Genomic DNA, 17,171 nt, shown 5'->3' on the forward strand with positions numbered 1-17,171 from the left:
CAACTCCCTATCCACCGACCTACCCACCCCTCCCACGACTTCCGGGCAAAGTACCACCGAGGCACCCTACGGGTGATCGCCAGGACAGCTCCTAGTGGGTGTCTGAGAAGCCCCGTTCAGGGCTGGGTTCTTGCCGCTGTGCGGTGTAGTAGCAGCATGACTGTTGCCAGGTAGATCGCGTTCTCCTGGCTGCTCGCCAGGTACTCGTAGTCCTTGGAGAGCCGTCGGTATCGGCCCAGCCAGGCGAAACTCCGCTCGATGACCCACCGGCGCGGGACCACTGTGAACATCGGCACCACGCGCGGCGGCGCGTCCGCCTTGGCCCAGGTGTGCCGGAACCCACCGTCCTTCCGTTGCACGATCTGGATGGTGATCCCGGTTTCCTCACGGACCCAGTCCAGGAAGTCCCGGCCGCGATACCCCTGATCTGCCCACACGTGCCGGAGCTGCGGGAACTTGCCTGCGCACCGGGCCAGCAGCACGGCGGCACCGTCGCGGTCGCTGACGTTCGCGGGGCTGACACAGACCGCCAGAACCAGGCCGAACGTGTCGACGAGGAGGTGGCGCTTGATGCCCAGCACCTTCTTGCCGCCGTCGTATCCGTGCCAGCCGCCGCGTTCAGTGGCCTTGACGCTCTGGCTGTCCACCACTCCGGCGCTCGGGGTGGGTTCACGGCCCTGGCCAGTACGTTCCCTGGCTCGCAGTGCGGCGAGGATTTCTTCCCAGCGGCTCTCGATCCGCCACTGCCGCCAGTAGTGGTAGACGGTCTGGTACGGCGGAAAGTCGTGCGGCAGCAGTCGCCATGCACAGCCGGCCCGCATCCAGTAGGCCAGGGCGTCGATGATCTCGCGGCGGGGGTGCTTCGACGGTCTCCCGCCTGGTTTGGGCGGCGGCACAAGCGGTGCCAGCACTGCCCACTCCACGTCGGACAGGTCGGTCGGATACGCGCGCCGTTCCCCGGCCATCTCGGTCTCCATCAGCGCAGCGACTACCAACCCGCTTGCCCTGAACGGGGCTTCTCAGACACCCACTAGGCCACTTCGGTTTCCCGCTCGATGGCCTGGAGGCGGTTCTTGAGCCGATAGCTGTTGCCGTTGATCGGAACGACCTCGCAGTGGTGCAGGAGACGGTCAAGGATCGCGGTGGCCAGCACCTCGTCCCCGAAGACCTGGCCCCGCGCCGTGAAAGGTATTACCTATCGCGATATTTGATGTTCGCGGTAGCCCCTGATCGAAAGGCCGCTTAGGATCAGGTTTCGAAAGGCCTGACTGGCCGCCATGGCCCCCTCATCTGCGGCCGGGCCTTCGTTGGCTTGCTCAGAATTAACTAAGTTGACGTGTGGAAGCTGGCGTAGGCCCTGCTCTTGAATCGAGATCGGCGTCCATGTCCTCCGCTCGCTTCTTTGTGGATTCCTTTGGGGTCTCGGCTGCTTGACGATTCGCTCGGTCCGTATCAGTGGAGGCAAGGAATTATTGACGAGGCAGTATGGTGCAGCGCCTTCTTGATTCCACTTCGAGAGTCCCCAACTCTAAGAAGCGAATGTCCAAGTGAAGATCGATGACTGGCGGAAGTCGCATACGTATCTCGGGAAGTCGGTGTAATGCCCCCCCTTTACCGGGGGTCATGAGGCACAGGAGTCACTGCATCCGCATACCGAGTGTAGAAGAGCCAGAAGTGGAGCCCCGCTCATGGTCGTCACCCTCGAACAGCCCGCACGTGCCCGTCTCATCACCCCCGCGGGTCGCGAACGTGCCCTGCCCGTCACCCTGCGCTACTCAGCGGAGGACCCAGTGGCCATCCAGATGGTCTTCCCCTCGCAGGCGTCGCTCGACGGTGCGGAGGTCACCTGGATGTTCGCCCGGCAGCTCCTGGAGGAGGGGATGAGTGCGCCGGCGGGCGGCGGTGACGTGCACATCTGGCCGTGCGGGCGGGCGCGGACGGTCATTGAGTTCCGCTCGCACCAGGGGCTGGCCCTGGTGCAGTTCGACAAGATGGTGCTGTGCCGGTTTCTGGCGCAGTCGTACGCCGTGATGCCCGCAGGTGGCCAGGAGGAGAGCCTCGCCCTCGACCAGGGACTCTCGCGCCTGCTCGGCGGCGCCTGAGGCGGCAGCGACCTGAGCGACCAGCAGCGACAGGGAAGGCAACGGTGAGCACTTGCCAAGTTGGCTGCGCTGATCGCGAGTTGGATCGTCCTGCGTAACGACGAAGCTCCTGGTAGTCGGGTTCTAGACCAAGATCACCCGTGTCCGCCAAGAGCTTCGCATGCGTGCCTACCCGTCCTCGATTGATCTGCCCAGCCACATCTGGCGATTCCTGACTCAGGCAACTGACAGCCCGGCGGCAAGAGATCGGGACGCGGTGGTGGCATCTTCCCGCCGCACGTCAGGTCTTGCTCGCCCTGGCCCACCTAGGGTGCGGTGACACCTACGCCCATCTCGCCGCCGGGTTCGGCATCGGGATCGCGACCGTGTACCGCTACATACGTGCACCCGTCGAGGCCCCGGCCGCCCTCGCCGCTTCCTTGGACGAGGCGATGACGGCGATCCGGGCGAAGTCCCAGACCCTGTGGAGCGCACCCCGGCTGATCTGCGTGGCCGACGACTTCACCCGCTACGACGCGCATGCCGTGCGCGAGCACCGGCGCTCGATCGACCTGGTCCGCTACCGGCACTTCGGCAGCGACCACTTCGGCCTTGAGACCGTGGGTTCCGTGTCGGAGCACCCACCCCGGCAAAGCCGGTACGCCTCCGTGCGGCCGGGGTGCCGGTGCGGAAGCAGGACGGTGCGATGGCCAAGCTGGCCCAGGCGGTCGACGAGGTCCTGGTCGGGCTCGGGGACGGCCTCGCCCGGGTCCAGCGCAAGCAGTACGGTGCCTACCGACGGCTGCGGAACTTCGCCAGCGTCTGTCCGCCGCAGCAGACCAAGATCCTCGTCTACCTCAAGGCCGACCCCAAACGAAGTCGACCTCATCCTTGGCTTCACCCGGGACGTGACGTGGCTCGGCCACCACGGCCCGGGAGACCTGGAACTGCAGCTGCGCACGGAGCGGGACCTGGAGCGCACTCAGGATCTCCTCCTCAGCTACGCCGCGGCATAGAGGTCTCGCCTGGAGGCGCCAACCTCCGCGGGGTGTTGGAGTTGTGGGCTGTCGTCGTGATGCTGCCTTTCGATGCGACGGGCAGGGAATGGCGGTGAACTACTACTGAGATTGAACTCGCAGACGAGCACGATCCGGCCGCCGAGTTGGTGGTGGGCGGCGATCAGCAGGTCGCGGTAGTCGGTCAAGGCGAAGCTCTTGTGTCCGTCGTGCCGACCCTCGTCACGGCGGGGCCGGTAGATCAGCCTGGAGCATTCGCCGGGGTTGTAGCAGGTCAGCGCCGTTATGGAGATGTTGCATCGGGAGCGTCCGCGGGCCCCGATCACGAAGGTGTGCCCGCGCCGGGCCCAGGTGCGGGAGGCGGGCGGCGTCATCGAGCGGCTCTGCCAAGATTTCCGTGAGAGATGACATTGGGTCACTTCGCTGGCATCGTCGAGTGTGTGCGACAACTTGCTTCGTGTGTTGTTCCCGCATCTGGCTGCGGTGCTGGTGGGGAGGGTGTCGTTAGTCGGGTGCGTAGTACGGGTCGATGCGCGTGCCCGTGAAGTTGCGCGTCCATGTCCAGACTGCGGTGCGAATTCCGTTCGTGTGCACAGCTGGTATCAACGAAGTCTGGATGACGCTCCCGTAGGCGGACGCTCCGTGGTTGTTCAACTATCCGTGCGCCGACTTTCCTGCGATGCACTTGAGTGCAGACGCCGGTCCTTTACTGAACAGATTGACGGCCTGACTGTTCCTTACGGACGGCGCACTACCACACTGGCTGCCATGCTTCACGAAATAGCTTTGGCCCTCGCCGGCCGGGCTGGCGCCAGACTGGCAGCGGCACTCCACGTCACCGTCAGCCGAACCACCTTGCTCAACATGGTGATTGCATTGCCTGATCCTCCCTTGCTGGAGCCAAGAGTTCTGGGGGTAGACGATTTCGCGACCAAACGCGGCAGGAAGTACGGGACCGTCCTGGTCAACGCCGAAAGTCACGAGGTCGTGGATCTGCTGCCAGGGCGGGAGAAAGAACTGGTAGCCAGTTGGCTGTCCGAGCATCCGGGTGTCGAAATACTCTGCAGGGACCGGGCAGGCGGCTACGCTGAAGCGGCGAAAGCGGGTGCGCCTCAAGCACTACAAGTAGCTGATCGCTGGCATTTTTGGGACAACCTCGCGCACGCTGTCGAGAGAACCGTCATCGCCCATCGCGCCTGCCTCGTCCCACCGGCGCTGACCGCCCCCTCTACCAGACGCTTGGCCACCGCTCCTCCATCCACGGTCGACCCTGACACCGGCCGTGAGAAGTGGCTCGCGACTCGAACCCGTCAACGCCACCGAGAGGTTCAGCGACTGTTCGCACGGGGCCGTTCAATCAGCGATATCAGCCGGGAACTTGGAATGGGCCGGTCAACAGCACGGCGCTATGCCCGCGCAGAGGTACCGGATGGACTCATCGACGGGGCGATGCGCACAACACCACTGGACGACTACAAGCCTTATCTAATTCGCCGTTGGAACGAAGGCTGCACCAACGCCTCACTCCTGTATCGCGAAATATGCGAGCTAGGCTACCCAGGGCGTACTGCACAAGCAGTTCGGCACTACCTGCATCCCCTTCGGACATCTCTGGGATCGATCCGTTCACCAATACCCGTCCTCAAGCCGCAACAGGTGACCAACTGGATCATGTGGCATCCAGATCGTTTGAACCCGACAGAGAAACAACAACTCGATGAAGCCCTGCACCGCTGCCCGGAGTTGGCAACTGTCCGCGACCACGTCCATACCTTCGCCCGCATGCTTTGCAATCTGTCCGGCGAGAACCTTAAAGAATGGCTCAGTGCCGTCAGTTCCAGCGGGCTTCCCACAATGGTCGCCCTGGCTGACGGATTACGGCGTGACGAGAAAGCTGTCGTTGCTGGACTGGCTCTCTCCTGGAGTTCTGGGCCCGTCGAAGGACACGTAAATCGGATCAAGATGCTCAAGCGTCAGATGTACGGACGAGCCAGCTTCGCGCTGCTCCGGAAGCGGGTACTGCTCGCTTGAGCAAGTGACCCAATGTCACCTCTCACGGAAATCTTGGCAGAGCCCATCGAGCAACCGGACTCGTCCTCAAAGACGATCCGGGCGTCGAGCGCCGCCGCGGTGCTTCCACCTGCGGTCAGGTCTCCTTCCCCCCCAGCCGGTGATGGCCGCCTCGTCACGTTCGACGGCCCGTCTGGCCGGCACCTGGCAGGAAGTACCGTTCCTGATCAACAGCTTGGGCACACCCTGCAGGGTGTAACTCTTATGGCAGCGCCGCCCGATCACGGTCTTGACCCGCGAGAGTGTCCAGCGCTGGGCAGGCCAGCCGTGCGCGACGGGCCCCTTGGCCAGTTCCCGCTCCAATTGGGTGAAATGCACCGCAGCCAGCCGCGGCGTTGAGACCGAGCCGGTCGACTGCAGGGCCCGTGGACCGTCCTTGTCCCACGCCCGTCGCCACCGCTGCACCGACCGGACGATCCGACGCTTGCGCAGTTCGCGGTGGGGGCAGCCCGGGAGTCGCCACCCGATCTACGATGGACGCGGCATCACGCTCGCCGGACGTCCGGTCCACCCCACCGTCGCTCCGAGTCCCTCCTGGGCGACAAGGCGTACAGCCGTCTTGCACGTGCGAGTCCAGTCGAGGTCGCTGGCCGCTCTCAGGTTCGCGAGCAGGACGCGGTGCGACTCGTCGAACACGCCTGCCTGTTACTGGCGTTCCAGATGTCGCCAGCATGTCTGTGCGGAGCCGAAGCCGGGCTTCAAGGGCAACAGTTGCCAGGCGATGTCCTGGTGCCGGACGTACAGGATGCCCTGCAGGCACAGCCGGTCGGCCACAGACTTCGGCCCGGGTGACCGCTCGGGCCAGGGCGGCAGCAACGGAGGGCAGCGGGTAGACGGTGAGCCAGTCGCGGTCGGCGGTGTAGCGGCGCAGGTCGGCTGGCAGGTGAGTGTTGAGGTTGTCCCAGATGAGCACGATCGGGCCGCCGAGCTGCTGGTGGGCGGCCTGGAGCAGGTCTCTGTAGTCGGTCCAGGTGAAGCTTTTGCGTCCGTCGGTGCGGGTGTCGGGGCGCGGTCGACCAAGGAACAGCGGCCACCGAAAGCAGCGAGCGGGGAACCTCTGCACACGGGCACCGAAGGTATCTATTACGTACTTGAGGGAACGAGAAGCTCCTGTTCGCCCCTGTTGCTGAGTTTCGGCGACGTATGCCTCACCCACGTTCCGACTGGGGGTGCCGCGTTCTGGGGCGATGCGATCACCTACTGCCCGCACTGTGTACCGGGCCCAAACGACACCTGGCGCAACTGGTCCGCCGTCCCCCATCGACGTCGGGGGTGGCTGCGCCTCATTGAATGGTGTTTGGTCTATGGCGCGAAGAGCTTGGAGTCCAGCGGGTCGATACTGATCTCGTACGCGACTTCCCAGCGGACGTCTGCGACAGTGATGTCCGCCGTTTCGACCGCGCGTCCGGTGTCGTCGTAGTACGTGCGCTCGATGCTCAGGACCAGGTCACCGAGGTTGATACCCAATAGATTTGCCTGCTCCTGGCTGGCTCGGCACGGACGGGGCACTTCAACGGCTCGCACGATGGTGACGCCGATCGACTGCATTCGCTCCACGATGCCTTTGCCGGCCAGCGGCCCCATCTCAGGGAGAATAATGGGGGATTGGCCGGTGATGGCCATGGGTTCCCAGCTGACCGAGAGCTGGGCGGGGCGCCCGTCGGCGAGGAACTCGTAATCGGTGCGTACGCACAGATCACCTGTCGCGATCCCCAGACGGCGGGCAATGTCGTTGGGGGCCGGCGTACGTACCTTGGTATGGGCTTCCCACGCACCACTGCGGCTGCCTTTGTCCATCTCGGCGAGGAAGGGGCTTCCGCCGCGGTGCTCGCGAGGCCGGGAGCGGACCATGCGGCGCCGCTCGCGCAGCGGAGCGGCGTAGGTGCCCGATCCGGCCCGCCCTTCCAGGACCCCTTCGGTGATCAGGCGTTCCACGGCCTTCTGCAACACGTTGGTACCGACACCGTACTGCTGGGCGAGATGAGCCCGGGACGGCAGGCGGTCGCCGGGCCGCCATTCTGCGGCGGCGAGTCGACGGCGCAGGTCGTCAGCGACTTGCTGGTGCTGCGGCGGCTCGACGAGGCCCATGCGGACTCCCTGTACGGGTGATTCAAGTTCCCTTTCACGCATATCGGTTGACAACCTAATGCATCAGCCCCAATCTAATGCATTAGAAATACGTTGAGTGATGCGACGTGGGTGGGAGAACCGTGAACTCGAAGGCCACCGACATCGTCGCCATGCTCACGGCCACCCTCAACACGCCGCCAAGCCAGAACCGGACCGGTGGGCGGATCCGCATCGAGGCCGAGCTGCCCGCCTCCCTCGCGGACCCCGACCGTCTCAGGCTTCTTCGATTACTCGTCGAAACCGGTGAACAGTTTGGCCACAGCATCCACAAAGACGGCACCGAGACCATATGGGCTGAAGTCGACCTGGTGAGTGAACCGTGACGCCTTCCCGGAAAACGGGGGCCATGTCTTCTCGCCCCGCCACACCCACCGCAACCCCGCAGCGCCGCTCCATCCTGTTCCGCGATTGCCTGCCTGCGTTCGTCCCGGCCCAGCTCGCGCACGGTGAGCGAAGTGCGCACCCACGTCGCCAGCGACATCACCGACTGGGGCATCCCCGATGCTGCACGCACCGACAGGCAGCTCATCGTCAGCAAACTCGCGGCCAACTCCGTGCTCCACGCCCTAGGCAAGACCCGGTAAGTCGAGATCGTCCTCACCGTGACGCACTCCGAGGGCGCACTGCGGCTCCCATCCCCCCTCGCAGACACACAAGGCCGGACGGGACGACAGCGTGGACGAGGCATGCAACTCGTCGCCCCTTGCCGGCCTGTTGTTGCCGCCGTCCGGCCGACGACGACACCACCTCGAAGCTTTGCCACCCTGCCGAGCACCGGGAGCTGCCAGCCTCCCCGCCCTGTGAGGACATCGCCGATGACCCCCGACAGCACCCCTGAAGGCCGCGCGCTCCACGCGGAGTTGTCCCCCAGCTTAGAGCGCCCCTGGCCGCCCGACCTGGTAAGGCTGCCGCCACACGGCCGCCTGCGCCCCGTCCGGAAACCCATGCAGACAATCTGGACGCTGCCCGCTGCAGACGCCGAACTCCCGCTACAGGTCCGTCTGACTGTGCAGCAGTCTCTGATCGGGTGGGGTGTCAGCCTGCCCGACGCTGTCCTGGCCGGCTCCAAGGCGCGTTGGCTCTGCGAGGCCGCCACCGTGTACTGCGGCGCGCGACGGGCCGTTGTCCTCGCACTGAACGGAGTCCGGCTCACCCTCGGCGTCCTCACCCTCACCCAACAGATCCTTGACCGCCACGGCGACCTCCAGGACCCCGGCCTCACGGATGCCGTGTGCGACCGTCCCACCGGCTCAGGCATCCTTCGACTGCCCGCCGGACCCGCCCTGTACGCCGTGAGAACGGTGGCTCTTACGGCGTCCGTCCCCGTTGGACAGAGCTGAGGCTAACGAGTTGGTGCGTGATAGCGGGTGAGGTGTGTTCGGCTGTGCCGTGGCCGGTTTTCAGATGTTGGCGGTGCGGTCGGAGACGAGACCGGTGATGGCGCGGTAGGTGTCGGGCAGGACATCTCGCTGGTGTGTCCAGCGGGTCAGTTGCTTCCAGCGTTTGTGATCGGCAAGGGCGTGTTCGACGGTGATGCGGTCGGACGAGTGCCCGTGGCGGTCCCGTTCCCACTGCTCGGCTCTGCCGGGCAATGCTCCCGGCCACGGTTTTCTGGGCGGTGCGATCGCCTGGCCACGGTGGTCGCGGCTCAGGCCGAGGTAGCCTCGTCCGGGAGGACTTCGACGTCGGGGAAGTGCCGGAAGCAGACGCAGATGCCTTCGTCGCGGGCGGCCGTGGCGTCGTGCATACGCCCAGGTCGCAGGGCATCGGCCCATAACGTGCGGCCTCGCCAGTCGGCAATCACGGTGGCCTTCATCGTGTTCTGCTTCTTCTTGCCCGAGACGAAGGCACGACGTCCGCCGCGGCCGGCCGGTGGTCGGCGGACCTGGATCTCGGTGGCGTCCAGCCGCAGCTCGATGCCTTCGGCCTGGGTAGAGGCAAATACATCCGTCAGCGTCCGAAGCCGCAGGCCGGGACGGTCGGGAACCGCGCACCCCCGCTCCGCCAGGAGCGTGCGCACCTCTCCGATCGCCCGGGTGACCGTGGAACGGTCGACACCGAACAGCAAGCCCAGCACCGAGTGCGGCAGGTCGTGCCGCAGATGGATCAGTGTGGCCACCAGCCTGTCGACGAACACCAGCTGATGGCGGGCGCCGGCACCCGCGGCCCGCTTCCTGGCCCCGCCCCGCGTCGCATGCCGACGACCTTCGACCCCGGCCTGCCACGGCTCGGCCAACTCTTCGACCAGACAGGCAAGATGAGACCGAGAGATCCCCGTGAACAGCCGATGCGCCAGCACCGCCCGATTGACCATGATCGCCACAGCGGGATCATGCCATCCACCTGGCACGACACCTCACCCGCTATCACGCACCAACTCGTAATACTGCAACGGTGCTTGTTCTGATTGCTGGGCAGTTGTCATGGTCTGTGTCCGCGTCGTTTGTAGTGACTGATGCGGGCTTGGTGTCGTCGTCTGCGGCGCCATGTCGACCAGTGCAGGATGTGGTGGGTCGGGGTGGGTCGGCGGTTGGTGAGGCGGGTGATCGGGCGTCGGATTTCGGCGAGGCTGAGGTGGATGAGCTGGGAGGATCCGTTTCTGCTTTCTCCGTGTCCATCTGGCGGGCCCGCAGGACACTCAGGCAGGCGTGGGCGGCTATGGCGAGGGTCATGTGGCGGTGCCAGCCTGGGTAGCGGCGGACTTGGTAGTCGTCCAGGCCACACTCCTGTTTTGCACACTGGAAGCACTCTTCGACCGCCCAGCGGCTGTCTGCGATGCGGATGAGCTCGTCCAGCGTGGTGTCGGCGGGGCAGTAGGCGATGTGGTTGGAGATCTCCTCGGGGCGGCTCACACTGCGGCCAGCACCCAGTGCCGACGGTCGGGCCGGTGCCAGGGACGGACTTCGACGCGGGCCCAGTCGTAGATCCGCCGGCCGTGGGCTCCCTCACCGCAGGAACGCCGTTTCCACTTCTGCCGTTGCAGGCCGGGAAACAGGTCGTGGACGGGGTGGTCGATCGCCCAGCGGGTGACGACGGTGTCGTGCCGGGTGGTGGCCATGACGTGGAAGACGTCGGCCTGCTCGAGCTCGAAACGCCAGCCTTTACTGAAGCCGTAAGCGGCATCTGCAGTCACCCAGCCGAACGGAATCCGGTCGTCGATCGCTCGGCGGACCATCACCTTGGCCATCGCTACTTTCGTGGCGAAGGCGACCGTGTCGTCGATGCCTGCCCCTCGGCACCGCTCGCGGTCGTCCGTCCAGGACGTGGGCAGATACAACCTGCGGTCGATCAGTGTGCGGCCGCGGTCGGTTGCGTAGGCGAGGAAGACTCCGATCTGGCTGTTCTCAGTGCGGCCCGCGGTGCCGGAGTACTGCCGCTGGACCCCGGCCGAGCGGATGCCCTTCTTCAAAAAGCCGGTGTCATCGATGATCACAACGGCGTCCGGGTCACCGAGGTGTTCCACGACGTAGTCACGCACGTCGTCCAGGACCTCATCGGCGTCCCACTCGATCCGGTTCAGCAGCCGGTGGATGCGATCAGGACCTCTATGCCCGGCTTCCTCCGCCAGCGTCCAGCCGTTCTTGCGCCCCAGCGGAGCAACCAGGCCCCGCATATAGGCCAGCGTCGACTGGCGCGGCTCCTCCCGGTTGAACCGGTGCACGAACTGCTCGTGCACCGCTTCGAGTTCACCCGCCCACAACCTGACATCAGCAAGGTCCCCACCCATACCCAGACCAACGACCGAACTGGCCAGCAGTCACGGCAAGCACCGTTGTAGTACTAAAGCTCGGTGCCCCCGACTCGTTCCACGGCCAGGCCCGCCTCGACCTGGTCGACGCCGGCACCGCGAAGGCAGCGACCCATGTCGCCTACGACGGGGGCGAGGGCCACCCCTGGTATCCGCCGGAGGTGGTGCTGATCGGCAACCGCGCCGCCGTCACGCCCCACGAGGCGGTGGCCGGACCCGGGTCCGGCCCGGACGGCGAATACCGCACTGAGCCCGAGGCGACCGCGGCAGCCGAGGACGACGCCGACGTCCACGCCGCCCTGGAGACCCGCTGGCTGGCCCAGCCCGCCCACATCGAGGCGCTCCTCGACGGCGCCACCGGCGTGCGCGCCGAACAGGACGGCGGCACCCGCACCCTCACCGGCAGCACCCCGCTGCGCGCCCTGGCAGCCGACCCGGCCGTCGGCGCCCTCTACCTCCCCTACGCGACCGACCGCCCAGCAGCACCGTCCGCTTCACCCTGGTCGTCACCGCGCGTGACCTGCCCAAGAGCCTCAAGACCCGGGTGCCTACGGCGGCCGACACGGCGACCAGCGACGAGTCCTTCCAGGTGAAGTACCACGACTGGGCCGAAGGCGAGCCGATCACCACCCGCCCCGGCCCCACACCTGCACCCCAGTGGACCGCCACCGACTGAGGCGGGCCGACTCGTGCGGCTGCGAGCCGCACGAGCAGGACGTCAGCTCGGCCAGACAGCGGTTCTCGCGCGTGTCATCAGCAGCGTCGACGCACCCGCACCACAAGGCCCCGGGAGACCGCCGTCCGTCCCTGGGGCGCTGGTCGGCTCGCTCCGTACCCGGCCGTCACACACCGGCCCCATACGTTGGTCACGTTCGACCCCGCCACTCAGCTCGGCGTCTACACCGACCGCACCGGCCAGGTGATCGAGATGGGCAAGCACGGCACCAGCAGTGCCACCGAGACGCAAACGACCACGAACTCCGACTCCGCGCCTGACCAGGGGCACGACCAGGACGACGAGCAGGACTGACCTGTGGCCGGAGACAAGTCGGCGCTCGTGGCCACTGAAGCGGACGATGCCACCGCCGACATGGTGATCACCGGGCTGAACCGGCGAAACGTGCCGGTGGCCAAGTTCAATCCCGCCGGCATCGGCGAGAACCTGACGCTGTCGGTTCGGTACCTCCGTGGCCGGATGGCTCCGCACCCCATCGCGGGCCGTGGACCTGACCCAGATCCGGTCGGTGTACTGGCGCCGCCCGGTGTGGCCCGCCTTCGACCAGCTCGCTCCTGACGATGCGCGTTTTGCAACCGCCCAGGTCCGCTACGGGCTCGGCGGCACCCTGTATGTTCTCGACGGCCCGCTGTGGGTCAACCACCCGCTGCACAACGCCGCCGCCAACTACAAGCCCGCCCAGCTCGCCGTTGCTCAGCGGCTGGGCTTCACGCTGCCAGCGACCCTGGTGACGAATGACCCGGACGAGGCGCGCGCCTTCATCGACTGCCACGATCGAATGCTCTTTAAGACGCTCCGGTGGACGCCTTACCAGCGAGAGGGCGTTCCCGTTACGGGATGGGCCGACCCGGTCGCCGCGGCAGAGATCGACGAAAGCGTGCAAATGGTGCCGCACCTGTTCCAGGCCGTGGTGGACAAGGTGGCCGACCTGCGCGTCCTGGTGGTCGGCCGCAACGTGTTCACCGTACGGATCGACTCGGGGATGCTGGACTGGCGCAAGGACTACTCGGCCCTGTCCTACAGCGTGGTGGACCTGCCCGACCGCATGAAGAAGGCCCTCTGCGCGTACCTGGACCACTTCGGGCTGGCCTCGGGGAGCTTCGCGACCTCGCCGTGGATGGGGCCGGCGGCCTGTGGTGGCTGGAGCTGAACCCCAATGGACAGTGGGGCTGGCTGGAGGAGGCCACCGGTCTTGCCATGTCCACCGCATTCGCTGAACTGCTGAGGCAAGGAGCCACCCCATGACCGACACCGCCACACAGCGGCGCGCCCTCGCCGAGCGACTCACGCAAGCCGGCGTGCTCACCAGTCCCCACTGGCGGGCAGCGGTCGAGGCCGTCCCCCGAGAGCTGTTCCTGCACCCCGGGGTCTTCCTGCCCGCAGAGGGCAGCCGGTGGAAGCCCGTCACGGCCGAGGCGAGCGACCCCGATGAATGGATGGAGATCGCCTACCGCGATGAGTCTTTGACCACCCAGCTCGACGGGTACCTCACTGCGGATCAGACCAGTGACCTGGTGTCGGGTTCCCCGACATCGTCGTCCACCACACCGGTCACCGTTGTGGACATGCTGGAAAAGCTGGAGGTCGAAGACGGTCACCAGGTGCTGGAAATCGGTACAGGCACCGGCTACTCCGCTGCCTTGCTGTGCTTCCGGCTCGGGGAGGACAACGTCACCACGATCGAGGTGGACCCAAACGTCTCGGCCCGTGCGGATGCGGCGCTGGAGAGGGCCGGGTTCTCGACGTGGACCGTCACCGCAGACGGCCTGCTCGGCCACCCCCGCCGCGCCCCCCTACGACCGCGTCATCTCTACCTGCGCGGTGCGCCGCATCCCGTACGCCTGGATCAGACAGACCAAGCCGGGCGGTATCGTCCTTGCCACGGTCGGCGGGTCCTGGCACTACGGCACCGGCCTGGCGCAGGTCACCGTCGGCGAAGACGGCACCGCCGAAGGGCGGATCATCGGCCGCTCCTCGTTCATGCAGGCCCGCTCCCAGGCGGAAGTACCGATCACCGGTGACTTGTCCGCCCGTACCGCCTACGCCGACAGCGAGCGCGCCTGCAAGATGTCACCGCTGCTGCTGCAGGAGTAGATGCCGGCCTTCATCGCACAACTTGCCGCTCCCAGAGCCCAGTTCCTCCGCGCCACGTCGCTGGACGGGAAGCGGCTGCTGCACCTCTTCGACCCGGACCGCGAGTCATTCGCGAGTTTCACGGAGACCAGTGGAACCTGGGCAGTCCGCCAAGGCGGCCCGCTGCCCCTGTGGGACACCATCGAACAGGCCCTCACCGCCTGGCAGGACGCAGGCACCCCCGACATCACCACAGTGCAGCTGCGCATCACGAAAGAGACCCACACCTACTGGATCGACAGTCACCCCCCGCTCCGCTGGCAACACCACCTCCTGAGAGGTGTCAGTGTCACATCCCTTGATCGGTGACGTGCTGTAACGGATGGGTGTGCCGGTTCGTTGAGTACCGGGACAGCTTAGAGTGGCAACGTGGGGGGGGAGGCCCGCCGCCGCCATGCGCTTCTTGAGAGATGTGCTCGACCTCGTCGTCCAGAAGGTCTGTGCCGGAGCCGTGGTGGCGGTGTCGCCGTCCTTGTGGACGCGTCGCGAGCAGTGGCCGGAGGGTGGAGCTGGCGCTTTGGACCAGGCATCAATACCGCCTGACCGGGAACGGACTGTGCTTCAAGTGCTGGTGGCGCGAGGCAGGGGACTACATCCGCGCCTGCGAGGGCGGCGGGTGCCCCAACTTCGGCCGGCTCCTCGAAGAGCCGTCGCCGCGGCTGTGACCTGATGGGCTCGTGCCTGTGAGCCCGTCCAGAGGCCTGGGCTGGAATGATTCCCGGATGACTTCGTCGGTGGCCCAGTCCTGGACCCGTATCGAGATGTGGCTCGTCCGGCACGTTCGCGGCTCTGGAGCCTCCGGCGCAAGTCTCAGCCATCGCAGCGGCTGGGGAGGTCTCATCGCCCAGTCGCTTCCCGAGCCGCTGCTGCGGCACATCGGCACGGGCGATGACGATCTGCTGCCCCCGTTCTGGAGGCTGCTCAGCGTGCGGAACATCGCCAGCGAATGGCAGCTGGGCCTGAGGATCTACCGCGATGTATTCGAAGGCACCGAGGAGAACGACCCCGACCAGGACTTCGGACCGTGGTGGCACTGCCACTGGATCCACTTCGCCGGTGACGGCGGCGGCGACAGTCTCATCATCGACCAGCGTCCGCACCATCACCGCCGCGGACGGATCGGCGAGGCCGACCACGAGCAGGGGACCCGCTTCGGCTCACACTCCATGTGACCGTCACTGCCGGCGCTCCTGGACGCGACAGTCACGGCCCTGGAGACAGGTATGGCGGTCGATGGTTACTGCTAGATTCCTCAAACGGTGTACGTATATCGGCGCCGTAGTTGGCGGGTTGGAGGTGCGGGTCTGCCCCAGACCCAGGGGCTGGCACGGGAATTGAGCTGGCTGGTTGCGAGGGCGGTGGCGTATGCAATGTCGTCGGGGTTGGCGAACGACCGGCCGGCGAGGGCGGCCTTGCGGAAGATGCGCCACCAGCCTTCTTGCAGGTTGAGCCAACAAGCGCCGACGGGGATGAAGACGTGGTGGATGCGGGGATGGTCTTCAAGCCAGGTCGCCTTTGACCAGGGAGATGATTCTCGACCGCTCCTCCTCGGTGATCCGCCGCTTGCGGCCCTGCCCGCCCAGATCGTCCAGTCCCTGCAGGCCTGAGCGGTTGAAGCGGTGCAGCCAGCAACGGACCGTCCTCTGGCTGCAGTCCAGCTCCGCGGCGATGGCAGGCACCCGCAGCCCCGACCAGCTCAGCTCGATCATCCGGGCCCGCATGACCGCATCACGCGGAGCCCTCCGTGCCCGCGACAACCGGCGAACGACGGTCCGCTCATCCTCGTCACGCCCCGCTCGCGCCCGTAAAACCATCGTCCAGCACCCGCCCCCGAGTACCACCAACGTCCCCGCCACCCGGACATATACCCAGCGAAAGAGGAATCCAGCAGTAACTGCCTGTCATGGTCGACGAGACCGAACTGGGATGGGAGATCGGGCCTTCCCCCGTGAAGGTGGGCACGCGGTTATTGATCACGCGGCGAGCGTGAGTTCAGCGGTGTGGTGTCGGTGTTCGTATTCGTTGGGGCTGAGGTGGCTGTTGGCGGAATGCCGGCGACGGGTGTTGTAGCGGGTCAGCCAGGCGAAGACGGTCCTGCGGCAGGTGGCGGCGTCACCGTAGTCGCGGGCGCCCTGGAGAGTCTCGCGTTTCAGGGACGCGTGGAAGCTCTCGCAGGCCGCGTTGTCGGCGCTGGTGCCGACCGCGCCCATCGACCGGGTGACCCCGAACTGGTCGCAGAGATCGGCGAAGGGCCGGGATCCGTACTGGGCCCCGTGGTCGGAGTGGAACACAGCGCCGTCCAGGCCGCCGCGGGTTGCGGCTGCCATCTGCAGGGCGTCGGCGACCAGTCCGGTGCGCATGTGGTCGGCGATGGACCAGCCGACGGCCTTGCGGCTGAAGCAGTCCAGCACGGTCGCGAGATAGAGGAACTCCACGTTTTCCAGGGGGAGATAGGTGATATCGCCCATGTATTTCAGGCCGGTTAGGTGGCGGTGAAGTCCCGCTGGAACAGGTCCGCAACCGGTGAGGTGGCCGGGTCCGGGAGGGTGGTACGCACGCGTCTGCGCAGGCGGATTCCGGTGATGGAGAACGCCCGCATAACGCGGGCGACGCGTTTCTCGTGTGGACTCGTACAGGGCCACGGCATCGGCCCTGAACTCGTCCGAGTAGTCCTTCATCGCCATCGGCGGTCTTCTCGCTTCCTCCGGATCAATCAGATCCAGCATCAGCGTGTCTACCACCCACAGGGGAGGCCCATTCCCGCCAACGAGTTCATCATATCGCTTTCCTCGCCCGGCATCCATCCAACCAAGATCACAGATATTTCGGGCGGGGTCCGGTGCATTCCCCGCTCACGCACGGTGGAAGGGGAACCCTATCGCCGTATCGTGAACGAGTTGCCCACCTGGGAGGCATTCTGGGTAAGCTCCTCCTTCGTGGCGGGTAACAGCTGACCAGAAGTGCCCGCAGTGCCCAATTGTTGCGAGGAGGTGACGTGTTGATGAAGAAGCCCGAACGGCTCACGCAACGGCGTCATGTGGACCTCGTACGTGTCTCCAGCGCCCTGTGTCGGCGCGCCGGCCGGTAGCTACGTCACCGACCCCGCTTTTCCCGAGAAACCTGGTTTCTCCTTTTCTGGCTCGCCCATTGCCTGACGCAATCCCGCTGCCTCAGCTTCGGAAGGGTTGTCTCAAGGCTTGGCCCGTGCGCTGCTTTCGTGTGCTGGTTTCTCCGATCCCGGAGGTGTGCCGAACATG

12 protein-coding genes and 11 pseudogenes are annotated in these 17,171 nt (G+C 66.0%); 12 read left to right on the forward strand and 11 right to left on the reverse strand.

The genetic code is table 11. From position 1 onward, the window contains the following. Positions 1-116 precede the first annotated feature (116 nt). Together AC07DI_RS36100 and AC07DI_RS36105 are read right to left on the reverse strand one after the other, a co-directional pair. Positions 117-965: an IS5 family transposase gene (locus tag AC07DI_RS36100; protein WP_478909121.1), complete on the reverse strand. Its 849-nt coding sequence runs from the start codon at positions 963-965 to the stop codon at positions 117-119. 65 nt (positions 966-1,030) lie between these two features. Then, positions 1,031-1,186 (reverse strand): annotated as a pseudogene (locus tag AC07DI_RS36105) (ATP-binding protein); the annotation flags it as partial. Between the two features lie 502 nt (positions 1,187-1,688). Here AC07DI_RS36105 and AC07DI_RS36110 point away from each other — a divergent pair. Together AC07DI_RS36110 and AC07DI_RS36115 are read left to right on the forward strand one after the other, a co-directional pair. Beyond that, positions 1,689-2,102 (forward strand): SsgA family sporulation/cell division regulator, encoded by a 414-nt coding sequence (locus tag AC07DI_RS36110; RefSeq protein WP_384259486.1) that lies wholly within the window; start codon positions 1,689-1,691, stop codon positions 2,100-2,102. 160 nt (positions 2,103-2,262) lie between these two features. Beyond that, positions 2,263-2,557, forward strand: a pseudogene (locus tag AC07DI_RS36115) (helix-turn-helix domain-containing protein); the annotation flags it as partial. A 662-nt stretch (positions 2,558-3,219) separates the two neighbouring features. Here AC07DI_RS36115 and AC07DI_RS36120 read toward each other — a convergent pair. Further along, a pseudogene (locus AC07DI_RS36120) lies at positions 3,220-3,474 on the reverse strand (IS630 family transposase); the annotation flags it as partial. A gap of 61 nt (positions 3,475-3,535) precedes the next feature. On the opposite strand from AC07DI_RS36120, the gene AC07DI_RS36125 reads away from it, so the two are divergent. Continuing rightward, a complete protein-coding gene (locus tag AC07DI_RS36125; RefSeq protein ID WP_478909062.1) occupies positions 3,536-5,128 on the forward strand; it encodes an ISL3 family transposase in 1,593 nt (530 codons plus the stop codon). Positions 5,129-5,277: 149 nt separating this feature from the next. Here the strand turns inward: AC07DI_RS36125 and AC07DI_RS36130 are convergent. From AC07DI_RS36130 to AC07DI_RS36145, 4 genes and pseudogenes are all read right to left on the reverse strand, one after another. Continuing rightward, positions 5,278-5,581: pseudogene (locus AC07DI_RS36130) on the reverse strand (helix-turn-helix domain-containing protein); the annotation flags it as partial. 231 nt (positions 5,582-5,812) lie between these two features. Continuing rightward, entirely contained in the window at positions 5,813-5,941 is a 129-nt protein-coding gene (locus AC07DI_RS36135) for a hypothetical protein (protein WP_478909064.1), read from the reverse strand. A 37-nt stretch (positions 5,942-5,978) separates the two neighbouring features. Continuing rightward, positions 5,979-6,152 (reverse strand): annotated as a pseudogene (locus AC07DI_RS36140) (IS630 family transposase); the annotation flags it as partial. 317 nt (positions 6,153-6,469) lie between these two features. Then, positions 6,470-7,255 carry a GntR family transcriptional regulator gene (locus AC07DI_RS36145; protein WP_384259497.1) on the reverse strand — a complete coding sequence of 262 codons (786 nt, stop codon included), beginning with the start codon at positions 7,253-7,255 and terminating at the stop codon, positions 6,470-6,472. A 122-nt stretch (positions 7,256-7,377) separates the two neighbouring features. Between AC07DI_RS36145 and AC07DI_RS36150 the strand changes: the two genes are divergently transcribed. From AC07DI_RS36150 to AC07DI_RS36160, 3 genes are all read left to right on the forward strand, one after another. Further along, on the forward strand, positions 7,378-7,620 hold the full coding sequence (locus tag AC07DI_RS36150; RefSeq protein WP_478909066.1) for a hypothetical protein: 243 nt from the start codon (positions 7,378-7,380) through the stop codon (positions 7,618-7,620). A gap of 132 nt (positions 7,621-7,752) precedes the next feature. Further along, positions 7,753-7,881 (forward strand): hypothetical protein, encoded by a 129-nt coding sequence (locus tag AC07DI_RS36155; RefSeq protein WP_384259502.1) that lies wholly within the window; start codon positions 7,753-7,755, stop codon positions 7,879-7,881. A gap of 423 nt (positions 7,882-8,304) precedes the next feature. Further along, positions 8,305-8,637: a hypothetical protein gene (locus AC07DI_RS36160; protein WP_384259504.1), complete on the forward strand. Its 333-nt coding sequence runs from the start codon at positions 8,305-8,307 to the stop codon at positions 8,635-8,637. A 60-nt stretch (positions 8,638-8,697) separates the two neighbouring features. Here the strand turns inward: AC07DI_RS36160 and AC07DI_RS36165 are convergent. Together AC07DI_RS36165 and AC07DI_RS36170 are read right to left on the reverse strand one after the other, a co-directional pair. Beyond that, a pseudogene (locus AC07DI_RS36165) lies at positions 8,698-9,611 on the reverse strand (transposase). Positions 9,612-9,849: 238 nt separating this feature from the next. After that, positions 9,850-11,024: pseudogene (locus AC07DI_RS36170) on the reverse strand (IS701 family transposase); the annotation flags it as partial. A gap of 182 nt (positions 11,025-11,206) precedes the next feature. On the opposite strand from AC07DI_RS36170, the gene AC07DI_RS36175 reads away from it, so the two are divergent. The 5 genes and pseudogenes from AC07DI_RS36175 to AC07DI_RS36195 all read left to right on the forward strand — a co-directional run bounded on the left by AC07DI_RS36175 (position 11,207) and on the right by AC07DI_RS36195 (position 15,086). After that, the gene (locus AC07DI_RS36175; RefSeq protein WP_478909068.1) at positions 11,207-11,638 is read left to right on the forward strand and encodes a hypothetical protein; all 432 of its coding nucleotides are present in this window, start codon (positions 11,207-11,209) and stop codon (positions 11,636-11,638) included. Positions 11,639-11,856: 218 nt separating this feature from the next. Beyond that, positions 11,857-12,075: pseudogene (gene tgmA / locus AC07DI_RS36180) on the forward strand (putative ATP-grasp-modified RiPP); the annotation flags it as partial. A 3-nt stretch (positions 12,076-12,078) separates the two neighbouring features. Further along, positions 12,079-13,026: pseudogene (gene tgmB, locus AC07DI_RS36185) on the forward strand (ATP-grasp ribosomal peptide maturase). Beyond that, positions 13,023-14,223, forward strand: a pseudogene (tgmC, locus tag AC07DI_RS36190) (ATP-grasp peptide maturase system methyltransferase). Before tgmB ends, tgmC begins: the two co-directional pseudogenes overlap by 4 nt. Before the next feature lie 413 nt (positions 14,224-14,636). After that, positions 14,637-15,086: an SMI1/KNR4 family protein gene (locus tag AC07DI_RS36195; RefSeq protein WP_478909069.1), complete on the forward strand. Its 450-nt coding sequence runs from the start codon at positions 14,637-14,639 to the stop codon at positions 15,084-15,086. A gap of 327 nt (positions 15,087-15,413) precedes the next feature. On the opposite strand, the gene AC07DI_RS36200 is transcribed toward AC07DI_RS36195, so the two are convergent. Next, positions 15,414-15,635 (reverse strand): helix-turn-helix domain-containing protein, encoded by a 222-nt coding sequence (locus tag AC07DI_RS36200; protein WP_478909071.1) that lies wholly within the window; start codon positions 15,633-15,635, stop codon positions 15,414-15,416. Positions 15,636-15,887: 252 nt separating this feature from the next. Then, a pseudogene (locus tag AC07DI_RS36205) lies at positions 15,888-16,537 on the reverse strand (IS3 family transposase); the annotation flags it as partial. 378 nt (positions 16,538-16,915) lie between these two features. On the opposite strand from AC07DI_RS36205, the gene AC07DI_RS36210 reads away from it, so the two are divergent. After that, positions 16,916-17,002, forward strand: coding sequence for a putative leader peptide (locus AC07DI_RS36210; RefSeq protein WP_361161080.1), 87 nt, complete (start codon positions 16,916-16,918; stop codon positions 17,000-17,002). Positions 17,003-17,171 lie beyond the last annotated feature (169 nt).

It is taken from the genome of Streptomyces sp. NPDC044106 (assembly GCF_056433985.1).

Coding starts and splice junctions, on each gene's coding strand:
- AC07DI_RS36100 (WP_478909121.1), bottom strand. CDS start 965: ATGGCCGGGGAACGGCGCGCGTATCCGACCGACCTGTCCGACGTGGAG.
- AC07DI_RS36200 (WP_478909071.1), bottom strand. CDS start 15,635: ATGCGGGCCCGGATGATCGAGCTGAGCTGGTCGGGGCTGCGGGTGCCT.
- AC07DI_RS36110 (WP_384259486.1), top strand. CDS start 1,689: ATGGTCGTCACCCTCGAACAGCCCGCACGTGCCCGTCTCATCACCCCC.
- AC07DI_RS36145 (WP_384259497.1), bottom strand. CDS start 7,255: ATGGGCCTCGTCGAGCCGCCGCAGCACCAGCAAGTCGCTGACGACCTG.
- AC07DI_RS36195 (WP_478909069.1), top strand. CDS start 14,637: ATGACTTCGTCGGTGGCCCAGTCCTGGACCCGTATCGAGATGTGGCTC.
- AC07DI_RS36210 (WP_361161080.1), top strand. CDS start 16,916: ATGAAGAAGCCCGAACGGCTCACGCAACGGCGTCATGTGGACCTCGTA.